This window comes from Williamsia deligens, from assembly GCF_024171765.1.
GTDB classification, from domain to species: domain Bacteria; phylum Actinomycetota; class Actinomycetes; order Mycobacteriales; family Mycobacteriaceae; genus Williamsia_A; species Williamsia_A deligens.
The window spans coordinates 1,784,640-1,801,789 of the sequence record NZ_JAMTCI010000001.1 but is presented as its reverse complement, the minus strand read 5'-3'; the positions used below and the strand labels follow the sequence as shown (position 1 = coordinate 1,801,789).

Annotated in this window: 18 protein-coding genes; 11 read left to right on the top strand and 7 right to left on the bottom strand. The window is 69.9% G+C overall.

The genetic code is table 11. The features are described from left to right. The first annotated feature begins 468 nt into the window (after nucleotides 1-468). From LX14_RS08695 to LX14_RS08680, 4 genes are all read left to right on the top strand, one after another. A complete protein-coding gene (locus LX14_RS08695; protein WP_253647945.1) occupies nucleotides 469-1,650 on the top strand; it encodes an LLM class flavin-dependent oxidoreductase in 1,182 nt (393 codons plus the stop codon). Nucleotides 1,651-1,681: 31 nt separating this feature from the next. Further along, nucleotides 1,682-2,788, top strand: coding sequence for a dimethylsulfone monooxygenase SfnG (sfnG, locus tag LX14_RS08690; RefSeq protein WP_253646823.1), 1,107 nt, complete (start codon nucleotides 1,682-1,684; stop codon nucleotides 2,786-2,788). A 4-nt stretch (nucleotides 2,789-2,792) separates the two neighbouring features. After that, the gene (locus LX14_RS08685) at nucleotides 2,793-3,425 is read left to right on the top strand and encodes a hypothetical protein (RefSeq protein WP_253646822.1); all 633 of its coding nucleotides are present in this window, start codon (nucleotides 2,793-2,795) and stop codon (nucleotides 3,423-3,425) included. A gap of 76 nt (nucleotides 3,426-3,501) precedes the next feature. Beyond that, the gene (locus LX14_RS08680) at nucleotides 3,502-4,524 is read left to right on the top strand and encodes a sigma-70 family RNA polymerase sigma factor (RefSeq protein WP_253646821.1); all 1,023 of its coding nucleotides are present in this window, start codon (nucleotides 3,502-3,504) and stop codon (nucleotides 4,522-4,524) included. Nucleotides 4,525-4,528: 4 nt separating this feature from the next. On the opposite strand, the gene LX14_RS08675 is transcribed toward LX14_RS08680, so the two are convergent. Beyond that, nucleotides 4,529-4,939 (bottom strand): VOC family protein, encoded by a 411-nt coding sequence (locus LX14_RS08675; protein ID WP_253646820.1) that lies wholly within the window; start codon nucleotides 4,937-4,939, stop codon nucleotides 4,529-4,531. Between the two features lie 121 nt (nucleotides 4,940-5,060). On the opposite strand from LX14_RS08675, the gene LX14_RS08670 reads away from it, so the two are divergent. Then, nucleotides 5,061-6,320, top strand: a complete 1,260-nt coding sequence (locus LX14_RS08670; RefSeq protein ID WP_253646819.1) for a sensor histidine kinase — start codon at nucleotides 5,061-5,063, stop codon at nucleotides 6,318-6,320. Beyond that, nucleotides 6,317-6,970, top strand: a complete 654-nt coding sequence (locus LX14_RS08665) for a response regulator (RefSeq protein ID WP_253646818.1) — start codon at nucleotides 6,317-6,319, stop codon at nucleotides 6,968-6,970. Before LX14_RS08670 ends, LX14_RS08665 begins: the two co-directional genes overlap by 4 nt. 42 nt (nucleotides 6,971-7,012) lie before the next feature. On the opposite strand, the gene LX14_RS08660 is transcribed toward LX14_RS08665, so the two are convergent. Continuing rightward, nucleotides 7,013-7,345, bottom strand: coding sequence for a helix-turn-helix domain-containing protein (locus tag LX14_RS08660; RefSeq protein WP_253646817.1), 333 nt, complete (start codon nucleotides 7,343-7,345; stop codon nucleotides 7,013-7,015). Nucleotides 7,346-7,450: 105 nt separating this feature from the next. Beyond that, nucleotides 7,451-8,209: a TetR/AcrR family transcriptional regulator gene (locus LX14_RS08655; protein ID WP_253646816.1), complete on the bottom strand. Its 759-nt coding sequence runs from the start codon at nucleotides 8,207-8,209 to the stop codon at nucleotides 7,451-7,453. 96 nt (nucleotides 8,210-8,305) lie between these two features. Here LX14_RS08655 and LX14_RS08650 point away from each other — a divergent pair, with 96 nt between their 5' ends. From LX14_RS08650 to LX14_RS08630, 5 genes are all read left to right on the top strand, one after another. After that, nucleotides 8,306-9,820, top strand: coding sequence for an MFS transporter (locus tag LX14_RS08650; RefSeq protein WP_253646815.1), 1,515 nt, complete (start codon nucleotides 8,306-8,308; stop codon nucleotides 9,818-9,820). A gap of 95 nt (nucleotides 9,821-9,915) precedes the next feature. Beyond that, nucleotides 9,916-10,431: a hypothetical protein gene (locus tag LX14_RS08645; protein WP_253646814.1), complete on the top strand. Its 516-nt coding sequence runs from the start codon at nucleotides 9,916-9,918 to the stop codon at nucleotides 10,429-10,431. Nucleotides 10,432-10,455: 24 nt separating this feature from the next. Next, nucleotides 10,456-11,175, top strand: coding sequence for a histidine phosphatase family protein (locus tag LX14_RS08640; protein ID WP_253646813.1), 720 nt, complete (start codon nucleotides 10,456-10,458; stop codon nucleotides 11,173-11,175). A gap of 80 nt (nucleotides 11,176-11,255) precedes the next feature. Then, the gene (locus LX14_RS08635) at nucleotides 11,256-11,654 is read left to right on the top strand and encodes a PaaI family thioesterase (protein ID WP_253647944.1); all 399 of its coding nucleotides are present in this window, start codon (nucleotides 11,256-11,258) and stop codon (nucleotides 11,652-11,654) included. Between the two features lie 60 nt (nucleotides 11,655-11,714). Next, complete coding sequence (locus tag LX14_RS08630; protein WP_253646812.1) at nucleotides 11,715-12,332, top strand: dihydrofolate reductase family protein; 618 nt, start codon at nucleotides 11,715-11,717, stop codon at nucleotides 12,330-12,332. 218 nt (nucleotides 12,333-12,550) lie between these two features. Here LX14_RS08630 and LX14_RS08625 read toward each other — a convergent pair whose 3' ends face one another. The 4 genes from LX14_RS08625 to LX14_RS08610 all read right to left on the bottom strand — a co-directional run bounded on the left by LX14_RS08625 (nucleotide 12,551) and on the right by LX14_RS08610 (nucleotide 17,122). Then, entirely contained in the window at nucleotides 12,551-13,573 is a 1,023-nt protein-coding gene (locus LX14_RS08625; protein ID WP_253646811.1) for a phosphotransferase family protein, read from the bottom strand. Continuing rightward, the gene (locus LX14_RS08620; RefSeq protein WP_253646810.1) at nucleotides 13,570-14,784 is read right to left on the bottom strand and encodes an acyl-CoA dehydrogenase family protein; all 1,215 of its coding nucleotides are present in this window, start codon (nucleotides 14,782-14,784) and stop codon (nucleotides 13,570-13,572) included. Before LX14_RS08620 ends, LX14_RS08625 begins: the two co-directional genes overlap by 4 nt. Nucleotides 14,785-14,826: 42 nt before the next feature. Further along, complete coding sequence (locus tag LX14_RS08615) at nucleotides 14,827-15,486, bottom strand: TetR/AcrR family transcriptional regulator (RefSeq protein WP_253646809.1); 660 nt, start codon at nucleotides 15,484-15,486, stop codon at nucleotides 14,827-14,829. 91 nt (nucleotides 15,487-15,577) lie between these two features. Further along, nucleotides 15,578-17,122 carry a protein adenylyltransferase SelO gene (locus tag LX14_RS08610; protein WP_253646808.1) on the bottom strand — a complete coding sequence of 515 codons (1,545 nt, stop codon included), beginning with the start codon at nucleotides 17,120-17,122 and terminating at the stop codon, nucleotides 15,578-15,580. Nucleotides 17,123-17,150: the final 28 nt, after the last annotated feature.

Sequence of the window (17,150 nt, the reverse complement as noted above, 5' to 3'; positions counted from 1 at the left end):
GTGGGCGCGACCCCGTGCGGGTGCGTGCCCCGGCATAGAGAGGACGGGGGCCGACGGGCCGGCGGGTTCGAGCGGAGACGTGGTCGAGCGAGGCGGTCATGGAGATGTCCTGTCGAATGTGCCATATCGGGCGCCACGTGCGCGGATATGGAGGCGAATGTCTGACAACCGGTGTCACGCGGGGACGCGGACGACCGGGGCGGGTTCAGAGATTCGTGCGACAGAGAAGGCGAGCGAACGGCAGACGGCAGCCCAGCGCGGTGATCACGTAGGTGACCTCCGGGATGTGCGACGTCGAGCTCGGCATGGGGCGAATCTAGCAAGCCCCCACCGCGTCCTCCAACCCGGGACGTCGCAGGTCACAGCGGTGGGGTTTCGCTCACGGCGCGTTTAAGTCGACGTCGCCGAGACCGCCCGCGCAACACTGGACGGCGATCCGTGACCGCTCACCTGACGAGGAGTCCCGCCGTGGCCGTGGCGTTGCACTGGTTCCTGCCGACCTACGGCGACTCGCGTGACCTCATCGCGGGTGGGCACGGCAGCGGCATGCGCGGCGACCGGCCCGCCGATCTGCGCTACCTCAAGCAGCTCGCCGGGGCCGCCGAGGTCAACGGCTTCACCTCGGTGTTGATCCCGACAGGCCAGTGGTGCGAGGACGCATGGCTGACCGCCTCACTCCTCGTGGACGCCACCGAGTCGCTGAAGTTCCTCGTCGCCGCGCGACCCGGACTCGTCAGCCCCACCCTCACCGCGCAGATGGCGGCAACTCTGCAGTGGCAGTCGAAGGGGCGACTGCTGCTCAACGTCGTCACCGGCGGTGAGAGTTCGGAGCAACGCGCCTACGGCGACTTCCTCACCAAGGACGCCCGGTACGAGCGCACCGGCGAGTTCCTCACCGTGCTCGACCACCTCTGGACGTCGTCGGACCCGATCACACTGAACGGCAACCACATCCGCGTCGAGAACGCGGCCATCCCGCGCCGGCCCGATCCGGCACCGCCGATCTTCTTCGGGGGATCCTCCGCGGCGGCGGGGGCGGTGGCCGCGGCTCACGCCGACACCTACCTCACGTGGGGTGAGCCCCCGGCCGACGTGGCGGCGAAGATCGACTGGATCCGCGGCCTCGCCGCACCGCTGGGACGCACACCCACCTTCGGTATCCGCCTGCACGTGATCGCCCGGGAGACGTCCGCTCTCGCGTGGGCCGAGGCCGACCGACTGCTGGCCGCACTGGATCCCGCGACGGTCGCCGCGGCGCAGGCGTCGCTGGCGCGATCGGAGTCCGAGGGCCAGCAGCGGATGCGCGAGCTGCACCAGGGCGGAGCGGATTTCGCGTCGGCGGACGGCGCCCGATCCCTGGAGATCTACCCGAACCTGTGGTCCGGAGTCGGCCTGGTGCGGGGTGGCGCGGGCACCGCGCTCGTCGGTTCCTACGACGAGGTCGCCGACAGGATCGCCGAGTACGCTGCGCTCGGCCTCGATCACTTCATCCTGTCGGGTTACCCCCACCTGGAGGAGGCCTACCACGTCGGCGAGGGTGTGCGACCCGCACTCGCACGCCGGGGTCTTCTCGACGACGAGCTCACCCCCGACACCGGGCGGACGGGCACCGCGTTCCTCTCCTCCCTCGAACCCTCCGGCGCGTCCTGACGCACCGGGTTCCGACAAGAAAGAGACACACATGAGCACCGAGAACATCGCAGACGAGGTGAAGTTCGCCTACTGGGTCCCCAACGTGAGCGGCGGCCTGGTCACCAGCGACATCGAGCAGCGGACCAACTGGGAGTTCGAGTACAACAAGAAGCTCGCGCAGACCGCCGAGCGCGTCGGCTTCGAGTACGCCCTGTCGCAGGTGCGGTACATGGCCTCCTACGGCGCGGAGTTCCAGCACGAGTCGACCTCGTTCTCGCTCGCGCTGCTCCTGGCGACCGAGAAGCTCAAGGTCATCGCCGCCATCCACCCCGGCCTGTGGCACCCCGCCGTGCTCGCCAAGTTCGGCGCGACCGCGGACCACCTGTCCAACGGACGTTTCGCGATCAACGTGGTGTCCGGATGGTTCGCGGGCGAGTTCAAGGCACTCGGTGAGCCGTGGCTCGAGCACGACGAGCGCTACCGCCGCAGCGCCGAGTTCCTCGAGGTGATCCGCAAGATCTGGACCGAGGACAACGTCGAGTTCGCAGGCGATTTCTACCGCATCCGCGACTTCACGCTGAAGCCCAAGCCGCTCAACACCCCTGAGCGTCCGAATCCCGAGCTGTTCCAGGGTGGCAACTCCTCGGCCGCACGTCGCAACGGCGGCCGGTTCGCCGACTGGTACTTCTCCAACGGCAAGGACTTCGACGGCGTCACCGAGCAGATCCAGGATCTGCGGGAGGTCGCCCAGGCCAACAACCGCGAGACCAAGTTCGGCCTGAACGGGTTCATCATCGCCCGCGACACCGAGAAGGAGGCGCGGGACACCCTGCGCGAGATCATCGAGAAGGCCAACAAGCCTGCGGTGGAGGGGTTCAAGGACTCGGTGCAGCAGGCCGGCAAGTCCACCTCCGACGGCAAGGGCATGTGGGCCGACTCGAAGTTCGAGGACCTGGTCCAGTACAACGACGGCTTCAAGACGCAGCTGATCGGTACGCCGGAGCAGATCGCCGAGCGGATTGTCGCCTACAAGAAGCTCGGCGTGGACCTCATCCTCGGTGGCTTCCTGCACTTCCAGGAGGAGATCGAGTACTTCGGCGAGAAGGTCATGCCTCTCGTCCGCGAGCTCGAGGCCTCCGAGAAGGTCTCGGTCTGACGCCATGAGCATCGCCACGTCGATCACCCGGGTCGCGACCACCGACGACGCCGTGGACGCTGCACGCGTCCTCGGTGGCTGTCGGGGCCCGGGTGTGTCGGCGCGGCTGCGGGATTCGGGCCTGCTCGACCTCTCCCTGGCCCCCGCCGACGGCGGTGTGGCGCCGTCGACCGCGGCCGAGGTCGTGCGGATCCTTGCCGTCTCGCATCTCGACATCGCCCGTCAGGTGCGTGAGTCCCTGCTGCGCGGCGACACCGCGGTCGGCCATGACCTCGTCGAACGCCTCCTGTCCGTCGCGGTGCAGACCGGGGTCGCCGCGGCGACGCTGTACTCGTCGACCGGCACTGTCCGCGACCGGCGACGCGACGGTGGCCGACCCGTCGACGACGCCCTCCGACGGCGGATCGGTGAGGCCACGGTCGCCGTCGCGGCGGCGGAGTCGACCCTCAGGGCCGCCGGGGACGCCGTCGACACTCTTCGTACCTCCGCCGACGACCCGGACCTGATCCGGGACGAGGCGGTTGTGTCCCTGACCACCGCCGCGGTGCTGGCTGACCGCGCCGCGGGCGCGACCGTCGACCCTGGGGACCTCGCCCGGGTCGGACACTGGACCCTCACGGGCCGCGTCGACGCCTGAGGACCCTCGCCGGGCGTTCATCGGAACGGCCGCGAACCCTGCCGTTTGTCCGAGTGCTGTTCTACCCTCGTCATCCATGACGACCTCGATCTCGACCGACGCGGAGTTCCTGGAGATCACGGAGCCGTTCCGGCGCGAGATCATGGCGCACTGCTATCGCATGATGGGCAGCCACCACGACGCCGAGGACCTGGTGCAGGAGACCTACATCCGCGCCTGGCGCGGGTACGCCGGGTACGACCAGCGGGCGTCGGTGCGGACCTGGCTGCACAAGATCGCGACCAACACCTGCCTCACCGCGCTGGAGAGCAAGAAGAAGCGACCGCTTCCGTCCGGACTCGGGGGCGATGCCGACGACCCCACCGACACCCTCGTCGTCGACAAGGAGGTCCCCTGGCTCGAGCCGTGGGCCGGTGACGACGCGGTGGCACCGGCGGAGACGGCCGACCCTGCGGCCGTGGTCGATTCGCGAGAGTCGATCCGCCTCGCCTTCATCGCTGCGCTGCAGCACCTCCCCGAACGCCAGCGTGCGGTGTTGATCCTGCGCGACGTCCTGCGCTGGCGGGCGGCGGAGGTCGCCGAGACCCTTGACCTCACCGTCGCCACCGTGAACAGCCTGCTCCAACGCGCGCGAGCGCAGGTGAAAGAGGCATCGCCCGAACGCGATTCGACCCGCGAGCCCGACGACGCCGCCCAGCGCGAGACGCTCGCCCGCTACGTGGCGGCGTTCCAGGACTATGACGTGGACGCGATCGTCGCGATGTTCACGGCCAAGTCCATCTGGGAGATGCCGCCCTTCACCGGCTGGTACCAGGGCGGCGAGGCCATCGGGACCCTCATCCGCAAGAACTGCCCGGCGGAGAAGGCCGGCGACCAGATCCTTCTGCCCACCGTCGCCAACGACCAGCCGGCGTTCGGGCTCTACATGCTGGACAAGGACTCCGGCGAGCACCTGCCGTTCCAGCTGCAGGTGCTCCAGCTCTCGGCCGACGGCCGCACCGTCGACCACGCGATCGCCTTCTTCGACGACGACACCGAAGCGCTCTTCGCGCGCTTCGGCCTGCCTGCGCGTCCTCCGGCCACGGACGCGCAGGCCTGAGGGATCACGCGCCGGGCATCTGCGACGGGTCCATCCAGACGACCTCCCATGCGTGACCGTCGAGGTCACGGAAGCTGCGGCCGTACATGAACCCGTGATCCGTCGGGTCGTCCCAGTGCGATCCACCGGCGGCGAGGGCGGCGTCGGCGAGGGCATCCGCGTCCTCACGACTGTCCGCGGAGATCGCGAACAACGCCTCCCGCCCTGTCGAGGTGTCGGCGATGCCGCCCATCGTGAGGAACGAGGAGAACCGCTCGGTCTGCAGCATCATCACCGTCGCCTGGTCGCTGAGGACGACGCTGACCGTGGTCTCTTCGGAGAAGGTCTCGTTGACGTCGAATCCGAGACCGGTGAAGAACGCGCGCGACGCGGCGACGTCGGCGACGGGGAGGTTGACGAACAGCATGCGGGACATCGTGGGCTCCTTCGATCGGGGTGTGTCACCCCTACAGACCCGACCCCGCGCGAGAAGTCATCGTGGTTCCCACTTTCGACGGGTGCGGTCCCGCACCGCGATGGGCCAGGATGAGCGCGACATGAGTCTCCCGCTGCCCTATCCGAGTGTCCCCGCGCCCGAGCCGGACCCCGTCCGCCGGCCGTGGCTGCCGGGCGCGGTGAGCGCAGAACTCGACGACGACCCCCGTCCGCTGCGGGGTCGTCGCACCCGGCGGGACATCCTGGTCGACGTCCTGGTCATCGCGCTGGCCATCGGGATCGGTGTCCTGGCCGCCGTCCCGCAGATCGGCGGCAGCACGCTGTCGCTGTGGCCGGATCTCGTCATCGGCGCCGGGGCGTGCACCGCACTCGCCTGGCGGCGGCGGTGGCCGGTACCCATCGCGGTCGTCACCAACCTGATCTGCATCCCGTTCACGGCGGTCGCCGGTGCCGCCTACCTGAGCACGTTCTCGTTGGCAGTACACCGACCGCTGAGGCATGCGATCCCCGTCGGCGTACTCGGCGTCATCGCGGCACAGCTGAACCTGGTGCTGGTCGCCGGTGCCACGGGCACCGCCTTCTGGGTCACCCTCGCGTTCAGCATCCTGCTCACCGGCGGGGCCATCGGGTGGGGCACCTCGGTACGCAGCCGCCGACAGCTGTTGATCTCCCTCGCCGAGAGGGCCCGCCGCGCCGAGTCGGAACAGCGGGAGCGGTTGGCGGCGGCGCGCGCCGCGGAACGCGAGCGTCTCGCCCGCGAGATGCACGACGTGCTCGCGCACCGGATGAGCCTGCTGTCGGTGCATGCGGGCGCCCTGGAGTACCGACCGGACGCCCCACCCGAGGACATCGCGCGCGCCGCCGGCGTCATCCGTGGCGGCGTGCACCAGATGCTCGAGGACCTGCGTGACGTGATCGGGATGCTCCGTGACGACAGCGACGACCTCGCCGTCCGTCCCGACTCCGTCGCCGACGTCGAGCGCCTCTTCGACGAGTGCCGTGCCGCCGGATCGCGGATCACACCCCACGTCGACGTCGATGACCCGACCCGCATCCCCGGCGTCGTGGGGCGCGCGGCGTTCCGCGTCGTCCAGGAGGGGCTGACCAACGCGCGCAAGCATGCGGGTGCGGTGCCGGTGGCGGTCGACATCGTCGGCGGTCCGGGTCGCGGACTGCAGGTGACCGTCAGCCAGCCGCTGAGCCGCTCCCCCGAGCACCGGGGCATCCCCGGGACCGGTACGGGACTGACCGGACTCGAGGAGCGGGTCACCCTCGCCGGAGGGTCGCTGCACCACGGCGTCGTCGAGCACCGCTTCGTCCTCGAGGCGCGACTGCCGTGGCAGTCCGGGGCGATCGCGTGAGCCCGATCCGACTGCTGCTCGTCGACGACGAATGGCTCGTCCGCGCCGGTCTGCGGACCATGCTCAGCGGTGAGGCCGACCTCGAGATCGTCGGTGAGGCCGCCGACGGCGCCGGCGTGGCCGACCTGGTGCGTGAGACGCGGGCCGATGTGGTGCTCATGGACATCCGGATGCCGGTCGTGTCGGGCATCGACGCGACGGCGGCCGTCCGCGAGCTCCCCGACCCACCCCACGTCATCGTCCTGACGACCTTCGACGCCGACGATCTGGTGGTCCGCGCACTACGGGCGGGTGCGTCGGGGTTCCTGGTGAAGGACACCCCGCCGGGCGATGTGATCGCCGCGATCCGGGCCGTCGTCGCCGGGGACCCGATCCTGTCGCCGACGGTGACACGGCGCCTGATCGACCGGATCACCGGTCCCGCACGCGACGACAGGGCCGCGGCCGATCAGCTCGCGGTGCTCACCGCGGGCGAACTCCGGGTCGCGACCGCCGTCGCCCAGGGCCTGTCGAACGCGGACATCGCCCGGGAGTTGTTCGTGACCGTCGCGACGGTGAAGAGCCACATCTCGCACATCCTGGAGAAGCTGCAGCTCACGAACCGTGTGCAGATCGCACTGATAGTCCACGACGCGGGGCGCGACACCTGACGGTGTTGGACCCGGGGTGTGGGCTCACCCGGAGGTGTCGGGTCAGGCGACCGCGCGGATCGCGGTGGTGCGTGCCGGGGCGGCAGGTGCCGGTCGCGCGACCGCACTGGTCATCTCCGACAGCAGGTCGACGAGGTCGCCACCGAGGGCGCGGGTCACCGCACCGACCACCTCGGACGACGCCTCCTTCTGTCCGCGCTCGACCTCGGACAGGTAGGTCATCGAGACACCTGCGCGATCGGCGACGTCCTTCAGGGTGCGTTGCTGGCGTTGGCGGGCGCTGCGCAAGGTCGCTCCGAGCAGTTCCCGCAGCAGAGGGGCGGCGGCAGGCGCAGCAGGGACCTCGTCCGCGGGAACCACGTGCAGATCGGTCATCGCCTACCTCCTTCGCTCGCGCGCGCACCCCTCACGAGAAGGGACCTGTCCCACACGGTAGTGGCGTCGACGCCGGCCCCGCCGCCCGCGACACCGGCGTTTCGCTCACAGCGGAGTGTCGGCGACGGCCTCGACGCGGCGTTCGAGGCCGTCCAGGAGCACGGTCAACCCGTAGGTGAGCTCGTCGTCGTAGAAGGTCGACGCGTCACCGGCGGCGATCTCGGTGGCGGCGGCGCTCAGAGCCGGGAGGCGACCGGTGTCCCCGACGAGGGTGAGGATGCCCCTCTCGTACGAGCGGTCGTCGGGCGCGCGCGTCCCGTCGGCGCGCAGCGCTCCGAGTTGAGCGGCCTGGCGCACGTGGTTGCGGACGAAGCCGTCGAGCACGAGCAGTGAACTCAGGACGGCGCGGGCGGGCAGGCCGGTGCCCGCGAAGGCCGCGACACCCGCGTCGGTCCACCCGAGGACATTCGGTGTCGCCGGCGGTGCGGTGAGGGGGATCTCGACGATCCACGGCCGCGCGGCCAGCCCTGCAGCCACCGCCCGTGTCCACGACTCGACCCGATCGCGCCAGGGGTTCCCGGACGTGAGGTCGTCCGGACACGGCCCGTAGCCCGAGTCGAGCACCACCGCCAGCAGCTCGTCCTTGCTGTCGACGTAGCGATAGAGCGACATCGTCGTCATGCCGAGCTCCTGCGCGACCGCCTTCATCGAGATCGCGTCGGGCCCACCCTGATCGGCCAGTCGCACGCCCGCCGCGCCGATGTCACGGATCCCGACGCCCGGCTTCGGACCGCGCCGGACACCCGTCGATCGTTCCCACAGCAGGTCGAGGTAGCGGGGCATCACCGCGTCGTCGCTGCTCACGGGGCCACCGTAACAAACTGCTTGCGCCGTACGCAGAAACGTACCTAGTCTGTGTATTGCATAAACAGTGCACACCGTACACAGTGAGGATCTGCGATGAGAACCACCCGTTCCCCCTGGTGGGGACTCATGGCCCTGTGCCTGCCGATGCTGATCGTCTCGATGGACGTGTCGGTGCTCTTCTTCGCCGTCCCGGACATCGCCGCCGACCTGCGGCCCTCCCCTGCCCAGCAGCTGTGGATCTTCGACGTCTACGGGCTCGTGCTGGCCGGTCTGCTGCTCACGATGGGCGCCGTCGCCGACCGCGTCGGTCACCGACGGCTCCTGGTGATCGGCGCGACGCTCTTCTGTGGCGCATCGCTGCTCGCGGCGTTCTCGACGAGCGCGGAGATGCTCATCGGTGCCCGCGCGATCCTCGCGATCGCAGGCGCGACACTGATGCCGTCGACGCTCGCCCTCATCCGCCATCTCTTCACCGACGACGCCTCTCGCGCCACGGCGATCGGTGCCTGGTCTGCGGTGATGGCGGGCGGGGTCGCCGTCGGGCCGATTGTGAGCGGGATTTTGCTGGAGCACTTCTGGTGGGGCTCGGTGTTCCTCGTGAACGTGCCCGTGATGGTCGCCCTTCTCGTGGCCGCGCCCCTCCTGCTGCCCGGCGGCACGGGCGATCGCACCCGGCGCATCGACCTTCTCAGCGCAGCCCTCGCGCTCGGCGCGGTCCTGCCGACCGTCGGCGCCGTCAAGGCACTCGGTACCGACGGCCTCACACCCACCGCACTCGCGGTGCTGACCGCGGGTCTCGCGCTCGGTGCGGTGTTCGTGCAGCGCCAGCTCGTCCTCCCCCACCCGCTGATGGAGCTGCGGCTGTTCTCCGACCGACAGTTCGCCGCGGCGATCGCCGTCAACCTCATGGCGATGTTCGGGGTGGTCGGCAACGCCGTCCTCGTCACGCAGTACCTGCAGTCGGTGCTCGGGTACTCGCCACTCGCGGCTGCCCTGTGGAGCCTGGCGCCCACCGTCGTCGTCGCCATGGTCGCGCCGGCGTCGCCCGGCCTCGCGGCGCGATTCGGCCGGCCCGTGGTGATGGCCGGCGGACTCGTCGTGGCGGCGGCCGGCTTCGTGACGACCTGGGGCGGCGGTGTCTCCTCGCTGTGGGTGATGCTCGCCGCGAGCCCTCTGATCGCCGGCGGGCTCGTCGCCGCGGCGACCGTCGTCGCCGACCACGTGGTCGGTGTCGCGCCCTCCGACCGCGCGGGTGCCGTCGCGGGGATGCTCGAGACGACCAGTGAACTCGGCGGCGGGATCGGCATCACTGTCCTGGGCAGCGTCCTCACTGCCGTCTACCGCGCGACCGTCGACACCTCGGTCCCGGGTGTGACCGGGCCTGCGGTCGACGGGCTCGCCGGCGCTGTCGCGTCAGCAGGCCGCCTCGGCGGTGACGCCGGACGAGCGGTCCTCGACTCCGCCCGCACCGCGTACGTCGACGGCATACATGTCGCCTCGACCTGTGCGGCCGTGCTGCTGCTCCTCACCGCGGCCGTCGTGCTGTGGACGCGGACGTCGCGGCACGACCGTGACGCCGTCGCTCCCGCGCCGATCGTCGCACCGTGAGCGCACGTCCCTCGTTCGATGCACCTTTGGCGAAGTCCGATCGCAAACCTCGAACACGGGTCTAGCGTTCTGCAGACCTCTCGAAAGGAATCATCATGCAGTCAGTGTTCACCCGGGTGCTGCGAGCAACGGTGCTCGCCGTGGCGGCTCTCACCGCGGTGCTCGGTCTCTCGGTCGTCGGCGTCGGTTCCGCCGGCGCTGCCACCGTGACCAAGGTCTTCTATCTCAACGCGAAGACCGCCGGCGCGAACGGCAACTACTTCGACACCGGGATCACGCTGCCCGCCGGGGCGAGCGCAACGGTCAGCGCATCGGGCACCGCGAAGTTCGATCCCGGCTACCCCAGCGCGGGCCCGAACGGATCGGTCTACACCTGCACCAACGCGATCGTGGGGTGCCCTCTGCTGAACGCGCCGTATCTCGCGCTGATCGGCAAGGTCGGCGATCAGCCCTCGACTCTGCTCGGCGCCGGTCCGTCGACGGCCACCGGGCCCGGTCGCCTCAAGCTCGCGATCAACGACGCGTTCAATGGGTACGTCAACAACTCGGGCCGGTACCGCGTCGCGATCACCTACACACGGACGTGCCCCGGGCTGGTCTGCATCGGCTGACCACCGCTCGACCATGATGGGCGCATGGGAGTCGTCTACCTCGTCCGTCATGGTCAGGCCCACGCGCAGGCGTACGGGTCGCTCGCCGAGGCACAGTCCGAGGCGGGCGGCCTGACGGCCGTCGGGGTCGAGCAGGCGCGTCGCGCCGGTGTGGCGCTCGGCGCCCGTGTCGACCGCCTCGACCACGCGGTGTCCGGGTCACTCGCGCGCCAGCAACAGACGCTGCGGCACATCCTCGACGGTGTCGCCGAGCACCCGGATCCCGACGTCGACGCCGGGTGGGACGAGTACGACCTGGGGGCGATCACCGCCGGCGGTGTCGACGGCACAGGGGTCGACGGCACAGGAGTCGGCGGCACAGGTGTCGACGGCACCGGTGCTCAGGGAGCCCGGTTTCAGGCTCGACTCGACGACGACCTCCGCGGCTGGGTCGCGGGGTCCTCGGCGGGGACCGAGTCCTACCGGGAGTACCGCGCCCGCGCCGATCGCTCGCTCAAACAGCTCACCGCGCACGCGGGTCCGGGACGGACGGTTATCGCGGTGTCCTCGGCCGGGACCATCTCCGCGGTACTCGCGACGCTGTGGGGGCTCGACGACGAGCGGTGGCTGACGGTCGCCCGCACCATGGTCAACACGTCGATCACCAAGATGATCGTCGGACGGTCCGGGGTGTCGGTGATGTGCGTCAACGACCACGCCCACCTCGACCTCGCCGCCGACCGCGACGTGATGACGTTCCGATGAGCTCCGACGACGAGCTGTCGGTACTCGACTACCTGCGACGCCATGTCGCGGGCACGTTGTCCCCGGACGACCGCACGTTCCTGAACTATCCGACGGCCATCTCGCGGTTGCTGGGGTTCGAGGTCGTCGCGGTGGATCACGGGACGGCCACACTGCGCGTCGTCACCGACCCAGCCCTGCACAGCAATCAGCAGGGCACGGTGCACGGCGGGTTCATCGGGGAGCTGGCCGACGCGGCCATCGGCACCGCGCGATCCACCACCGTCAGCAGGGGCGAGTCGTTCACCAGCATCGATCTGCACACGACGTTCCTGCGTCCGATGTTCGCCGGGACCCTCACCGCCCGGGCGTACCCGACGCACGTGGGGTCGACGGTGCAGCACTACGCCTGCGAGATCACGCGCGATGACGGCAAGATCGTCGCCACGGCGACCAGCACGGTGCTGACGCTGCGCGGCGAGAAGGCCGTCGGGCGATGAGTTCTCCCGCCGGGACCGGTCTACCCCGTCGACACCCGTGACTGCAGCAGGAGCGAGCACATGAGCAGGACCAATCTCTCGATGTCGATCTCGGCCGACGGCTACGTCGCCGGCCCCGACCAGAGCGCCGACAACCCACTGGGAATCGGCGGGCCGGCGCTGCACCGCTGGCACATCGGGCCCGACGCGGAACACCCGGTCAACCGCCAGGTGATGTCGGACATGATGGACGACATGGGCGCGACCATCATGGGCCGCAACATGTTCGGGCCGATCCGCGGCGAATGGGGTGACTCCGACTGGCGTGGGTGGTGGGGTGACGAACCGCCGTACCACTGCCCCGTGTTCGTCCTCACGCACCACGCGCACGACCCGATCGAGATGGACGGTGGCACCACCTTCCACTTCGTCACCGACGGCATCGAGTCCGCGTACCGACAGGCGGTGGACGCAGCCGGCGGGAAGTCGATCTCGATCGCAGGCGGGGCATCCTGTGCCCGACAGGCCATCGCGGCCGGCCTCGTCGACGAGATCGACCTGCAGGTGAGCGGCGAGATCCTCGGCGGAGGGGAACGCCTCTTCGACGGCTTTGCCCCGGGCGCCCCGACCCTCGAGCTGACACGCGTCCTCGAAGCACCCCCGCACACCGTGCATCTCCGCTACCGCGTCATCCGCTGACCCACCCCCACCCCTACCTGTTGGTCACCAGGACCCGTCGAGTGGGCGGTTAACGACGTCGAGTGGGCGCCAGGGAACGTCGAGTGGGCGGTAGACGATGGCTGCGGGGTCTCAACCGCCCAGTCGACGTCTCCAACCGCCCAGTCGGCGTCTCCAACCGCCCAATCGACGTCTCCAACCGCCCACTCGACGGGTGGCGGGGCTGCGGGGCGGCGGGGTCAGCTCAGAGCGCGCAGGCCCTCGGCCATGAACTCCTGGGTCGCCTCGGCGGCCTTCTCGGCGCCCTCACCCGACGACGAGCCCTGCAGGGCGCGGTAGGCGATGCCCTCGCCGATCACACCCAACTTGAAGTTCGCCAGGGCGAGGTAGAAGTCCCAGTGCGCCATCTCGACCCCGGCGGCGACCGCGTACCGCTGCGCGAGATCGTCGGTCCCGGGATAGCGGTCACTGGTCCACGCCGCCGACAGCCCCAGTACCCGGTCGAAGATGGGCTGGCGGTACACACACATCAACGCCACGTCGGTGATGGGGTCACCCAGCGTCGACATCTCCCAGTCGACCACCGCGCGGACGACGCCCGGGTCGGTGGCATCGAGGATCGTGTTGTCGACTCGGAAGTCCCCGTGCACGATCGCGTTCGCGGAATCCGTCGGGATGTTCTCCGCCAACAAGCCGGCCAGCTTTTCGACGTCCGGCAGCTCGCGGGTCTTCACCAGGCCCCACTGTCGCGTCCACGTCTTGACCTGACGCGCGACGAACCCCTCCGGGCGACCGAACTCGCCGAGTCCGACCGCCTCGTGGTCGACCGCGTGCAGATCGGCCAGGGTGCGGATCAACGCATCGACATTGCGGTCCACGGCGGCGTCGTCGAGCGCATCGAGCTCCGACGCACTGCGGATCACCGTGCCCTCCACGAACCCGACGACCGTGCACGGCGCACCCAGCACCGAACCCTCGGCGTCGAACGCGACGGTGGGAGCGACGGGAACAGCGCTGCCCTGCAACGCAGAGGTGACCGTCCACTCCCGGTTCATGTCATGCGCCGACGGGGTCAACCCCGACGTCGGCGGACGACGCACCACCCACTTCGTGGTCCCGTCGGTGACCCCGAACGTGAGGTTCGACCGTCCACCCGAGATCAGGTGGACGTCGAGTTCACCGGCGACCTCCACACCCGACTCCACCAGGAACCGGCGCAGCGCAACCGGATCCATGCCCGGCAGCGACCCAGACGCGGTCATCGTGCGTCCCGTGCCTGCTGCTTCTTGGCGGCACGACCGACCGCACGCTTGGCGATGGCCCAGCGGTGCACCTCGGAGGCGCCGTCGTAGATGCGGAAGGGACGCAGTTCGGCCTGGAGCCGCGCGAGCGGCAGGTCGTCGGTGACGCCGGAACCGCCGCACATCTGGATGGCGCGGTCCACGACCCGCGAATACGCCTCCGCGGCAAACGTCTTCGCGATCGACGTCTCGTTGCTGGCGTGATGGCCGAGGTCCAGCTCGTGGCAGGCCTTGACCAGCAGGGCCCGCGACGCGGCGAGGTCGATCTCGTTGTCGGCCACCATCTGCTGGATCATGCCGAGATCGCCGAGGCGACCACCGAAGGCCCGCCGGCCCGCGACGTAGTCGACGGCGACCTCGTGGGCACGCACGGCGACACCGAGCCACCGCATCACGTGCGTCATGCGGGCGGGGCCCAATCGCACCTGCGCGTACCGGAATCCCTCGTCGACCTCGCCGAGGACGTTCTCGTCGGGCACGAACAGGTCGTGGAACTTGATCTCACAGTGCCCGCCGAGCCCGGCGCGGTCGGTGGTGACCATGTGGCGCACGATCTCGATGCCCTCGTCCGGAGCGGGTGCGAGGAACATCGTCGCGCCGCCGCTCTCCCCGGGCGATCCCGAGGTGCGGGCCATGATGATGAAGAACCCCGCGCCGTCGGCACCGGTGATGAACCACTTGTGTCCACTGATCGACCATCCGCCGGGGACCCGCGTCGCCGCGGTCGTCAGCGCCGACGGATCCGAGCCGGCACCCGGTGCGGGCTCGGTCATCGCGAACGCCGACCGCACGTCACCGGCGGCGAGCGGCGCGAGGAACTGCTCCTTCTGCGCGGGCGAGGCGATGTGGGACAGCATGTGGACGTTGCCCTCGTCCGGCGCCCCGATGTTCAGGGCGATCGGGCCGAACACCGACCGGCCGCCGGCCTCGAACACCGGTGCGCGATCGGACATGTTCAGCCCGAGACCGCCGTACTCGACGGGAGCATGCGGCGCGAACACCTTCGCCGCCTTGGCCTTCTCCTGCAACTCCTTGCGCAGGTGCTCGCCACCGGCCTTCTCGAAGTCCCCGGCGAACTCGTCCTCCAGCGGGAGAACCACGTCGGCGATGAACGCCTCGGTGGCGGTGATGGTCTCGACGACCTGCGGGTCGTAGCGGAGCTCTACTGCCATGACGGTGCGACCTCTTCGTTGCGGTTCGGCGGTGCGGGTGGATCAGACGCTGGTGGTGCTGGAGCTGCCGGTCGAGGTGTCGCCGACGTGACCGACCGCGGCGCGGGCGATGTGCCCGAAGCGCGCGACGATCTCGTCCGCGGACAGCCGACCCTCGGGCTTGTACCAGGTGGACACGCCGACGCACATCGTCGTGATCGCGCGCCCGGTGTCGGCGGGGTCCCCGGTGACGAACACGCCGGCGCGGACGCCGTCCCGGATGAGGTCGTCGACGATGCCCTGCAGCTTGCGACGCTTCTGCGTGTACACCGGTCGATAGTCCGGCTCCAGACTGCGGATCTCCGACGATCCGATGAATGCCTGTGCGCGGCGGTGGATGTGGAACTGCAGCAGCACCTCGACGACGGCGTCGTACCGGTCGACCGGATCATCGGACGCCGCGGCGAGTGCCGCCTCGGTGCGCCAGGCGAGGTCGTTCATTGTCATCTCGAGCAGACCCTGCAGCAGGGACTGCTTCGACGGGTAGTGGTGATAGAGGCCCGGCACCGACAGTCCCGCGCGGCCGGCGATCTCGCGCACCGACGTGCCGTGGTACCCCTGTTCCTCGAACGCGGCCAGGGCCGCCGCCAACGGCGCCGACAACTCCGACCGTTCGTAGTCCCGCCACGGCTCCGTGACGGTCGCACGCAGGTCGTCGGTCATCGGTCCACGGTAGACCGGGGTGGGGTGGTCACAGACGCAGACCCTACCGAGCGCTCGGACGGGGCACGGGCTGATCCGCCGGGACGGTTGCTCAGGTGCCGCAGAACGTCCGGAACCCGTCGCCGAAACCATCCGGTGCGGGCAGGGCGAATCGTGGGTCCGACGGCGTGTCGAACGGGTGGGTGACCGCGGCGAACAACGCGTGGAACGGGCCCATGTCGCCGGCCTCACCGGCGCGTAGCGCCTCGTCGACCAGGTGATTACGGGGTACGACGATCGGGTTGACCGTGTCCATCGCATCCGCGGTGGTCGTCGTCGCGCGATCGCCGAGCACCGCGAACCACCGGTCCAGCCACGCCTGCGTGTCGTCGCCGGGGGCGAGCGCGATCGTCTCCGACGGGGTGTCGTCGTCGACGTGTCCGCGGGCGTGCGCCCACAGGTCGACCGACAGCGCGCGGAAGAAGCCCGTGTGGTCGACACGGTGCACCCGCATGAGCGTCTCCAGATCGGTCAGGAGGGCCGACTCGTCGTCGCGGAGCGGTGATGGATCGGCCGCCGGACGCAACCCGACCTTGCGCGCCATGACGGCCGCCAGTTCGTGCTCGTAGCGCGCGGCATAGGTCGACAGCGACTCCGTCAGCCGGGAGATCGCCGCGTCGGCGTCGACCTCTCCGTCCTCACGCGCGCCGACGAGGGGGATCAGGGTCTCGGCGAACCGTGCGAGGTTCCACCCGATCACCGTCGGCTGGTTGCCGAACGCATAGCGACCGATGGTGTCGATGGAGCTGAACACCGTGGCGGGGTCGTGGGCGTCGAGGAACGCGCACGGTCCGTAGTCGATGCTCTCGCCCGAGATCGTCGTGTTGTCGGTGTTCAGGACGCCATGGATGAACCCGACGGCCATGTACCGCGCGACCAACGACGCCTGCGCCGCGAGCACGCGCTCGAAGAAGGCGATCACCCGATCGGGTTCGTCGTCGATCTCCAGCAGGTCCGGATGGTGCCGGGCGATCGCGTAGCGGGTCAGCTCGACGACGAGCGGCCCCCGTCGCACCGCGAACTCGAAGCTGCCCACCCGCAGATGACTCGACGCGACCCGCGCGAGGACCGCGCCGGGCTCGGGTCCCTCGCGCTGCACCGACTCGCCCGTCGCCGTCACCGCCAGCGAGCGCGTCGTCGGGATGCCGAGGGCGTGCATCGCCTCGGCGACGAGGTACTCCCGCAACATCGGGCCCAGTACCGCCTTGCCGTCACCGCCGCGGGCGAAGGGTGTGCGACCGGACCCCTTCAGGTGCAGGTCGCGCCGGACCCCGTCGGCGTCGACGAGTTCGCCGAGCAGCAACGCGCGACCGTCACCGAGGAGCGGGGAGAAGTTGCCGAACTGGTGGCCCGAGTAGGCCATCGCGACCGTGGTGGTGTCCGCGGGAGGGACGGAGCCCGCGAGGACGGCGGCACCGTCCGCGCTGCGGAGACGATCGGGGTCGAGTCCGAGCTGACGCGCGAGCTCCTCGTTGAGGACCACGATCTGCGGGTCGGGGACGACGTCACCCGACCATGGGACGTACATGCCGTCGAGATCACGGACGAAGCTGGTGTCGAGGTCGACGAGGCCACGGATCGCGGCGGGGGCGCTCATCTTGTCCAGGGTAGCCAGCCTGTCGCCG

Coding starts and splice junctions, on each gene's coding strand:
- LX14_RS08640 (WP_253646813.1), top strand. CDS start 10,456: ATGGGAGTCGTCTACCTCGTCCGTCATGGTCAGGCCCACGCGCAGGCG.
- LX14_RS08625 (WP_253646811.1), bottom strand. CDS start 13,573: ATGACCGCGTCTGGGTCGCTGCCGGGCATGGATCCGGTTGCGCTGCGC.
- LX14_RS08675 (WP_253646820.1), bottom strand. CDS start 4,939: ATGTCCCGCATGCTGTTCGTCAACCTCCCCGTCGCCGACGTCGCCGCG.
- LX14_RS08670 (WP_253646819.1), top strand. CDS start 5,061: ATGAGTCTCCCGCTGCCCTATCCGAGTGTCCCCGCGCCCGAGCCGGAC.
- LX14_RS08620 (WP_253646810.1), bottom strand. CDS start 14,784: ATGGCAGTAGAGCTCCGCTACGACCCGCAGGTCGTCGAGACCATCACC.
- LX14_RS08650 (WP_253646815.1), top strand. CDS start 8,306: ATGAGAACCACCCGTTCCCCCTGGTGGGGACTCATGGCCCTGTGCCTG.
- LX14_RS08615 (WP_253646809.1), bottom strand. CDS start 15,486: ATGACCGACGACCTGCGTGCGACCGTCACGGAGCCGTGGCGGGACTAC.
- LX14_RS08680 (WP_253646821.1), top strand. CDS start 3,502: ATGACGACCTCGATCTCGACCGACGCGGAGTTCCTGGAGATCACGGAG.
- sfnG (WP_253646823.1), top strand. CDS start 1,682: ATGAGCACCGAGAACATCGCAGACGAGGTGAAGTTCGCCTACTGGGTC.
- LX14_RS08685 (WP_253646822.1), top strand. CDS start 2,793: ATGAGCATCGCCACGTCGATCACCCGGGTCGCGACCACCGACGACGCC.
- LX14_RS08645 (WP_253646814.1), top strand. CDS start 9,916: ATGCAGTCAGTGTTCACCCGGGTGCTGCGAGCAACGGTGCTCGCCGTG.
- LX14_RS08660 (WP_253646817.1), bottom strand. CDS start 7,345: ATGACCGATCTGCACGTGGTTCCCGCGGACGAGGTCCCTGCTGCGCCT.
- LX14_RS08630 (WP_253646812.1), top strand. CDS start 11,715: ATGAGCAGGACCAATCTCTCGATGTCGATCTCGGCCGACGGCTACGTC.
- LX14_RS08610 (WP_253646808.1), bottom strand. CDS start 17,122: ATGAGCGCCCCCGCCGCGATCCGTGGCCTCGTCGACCTCGACACCAGC.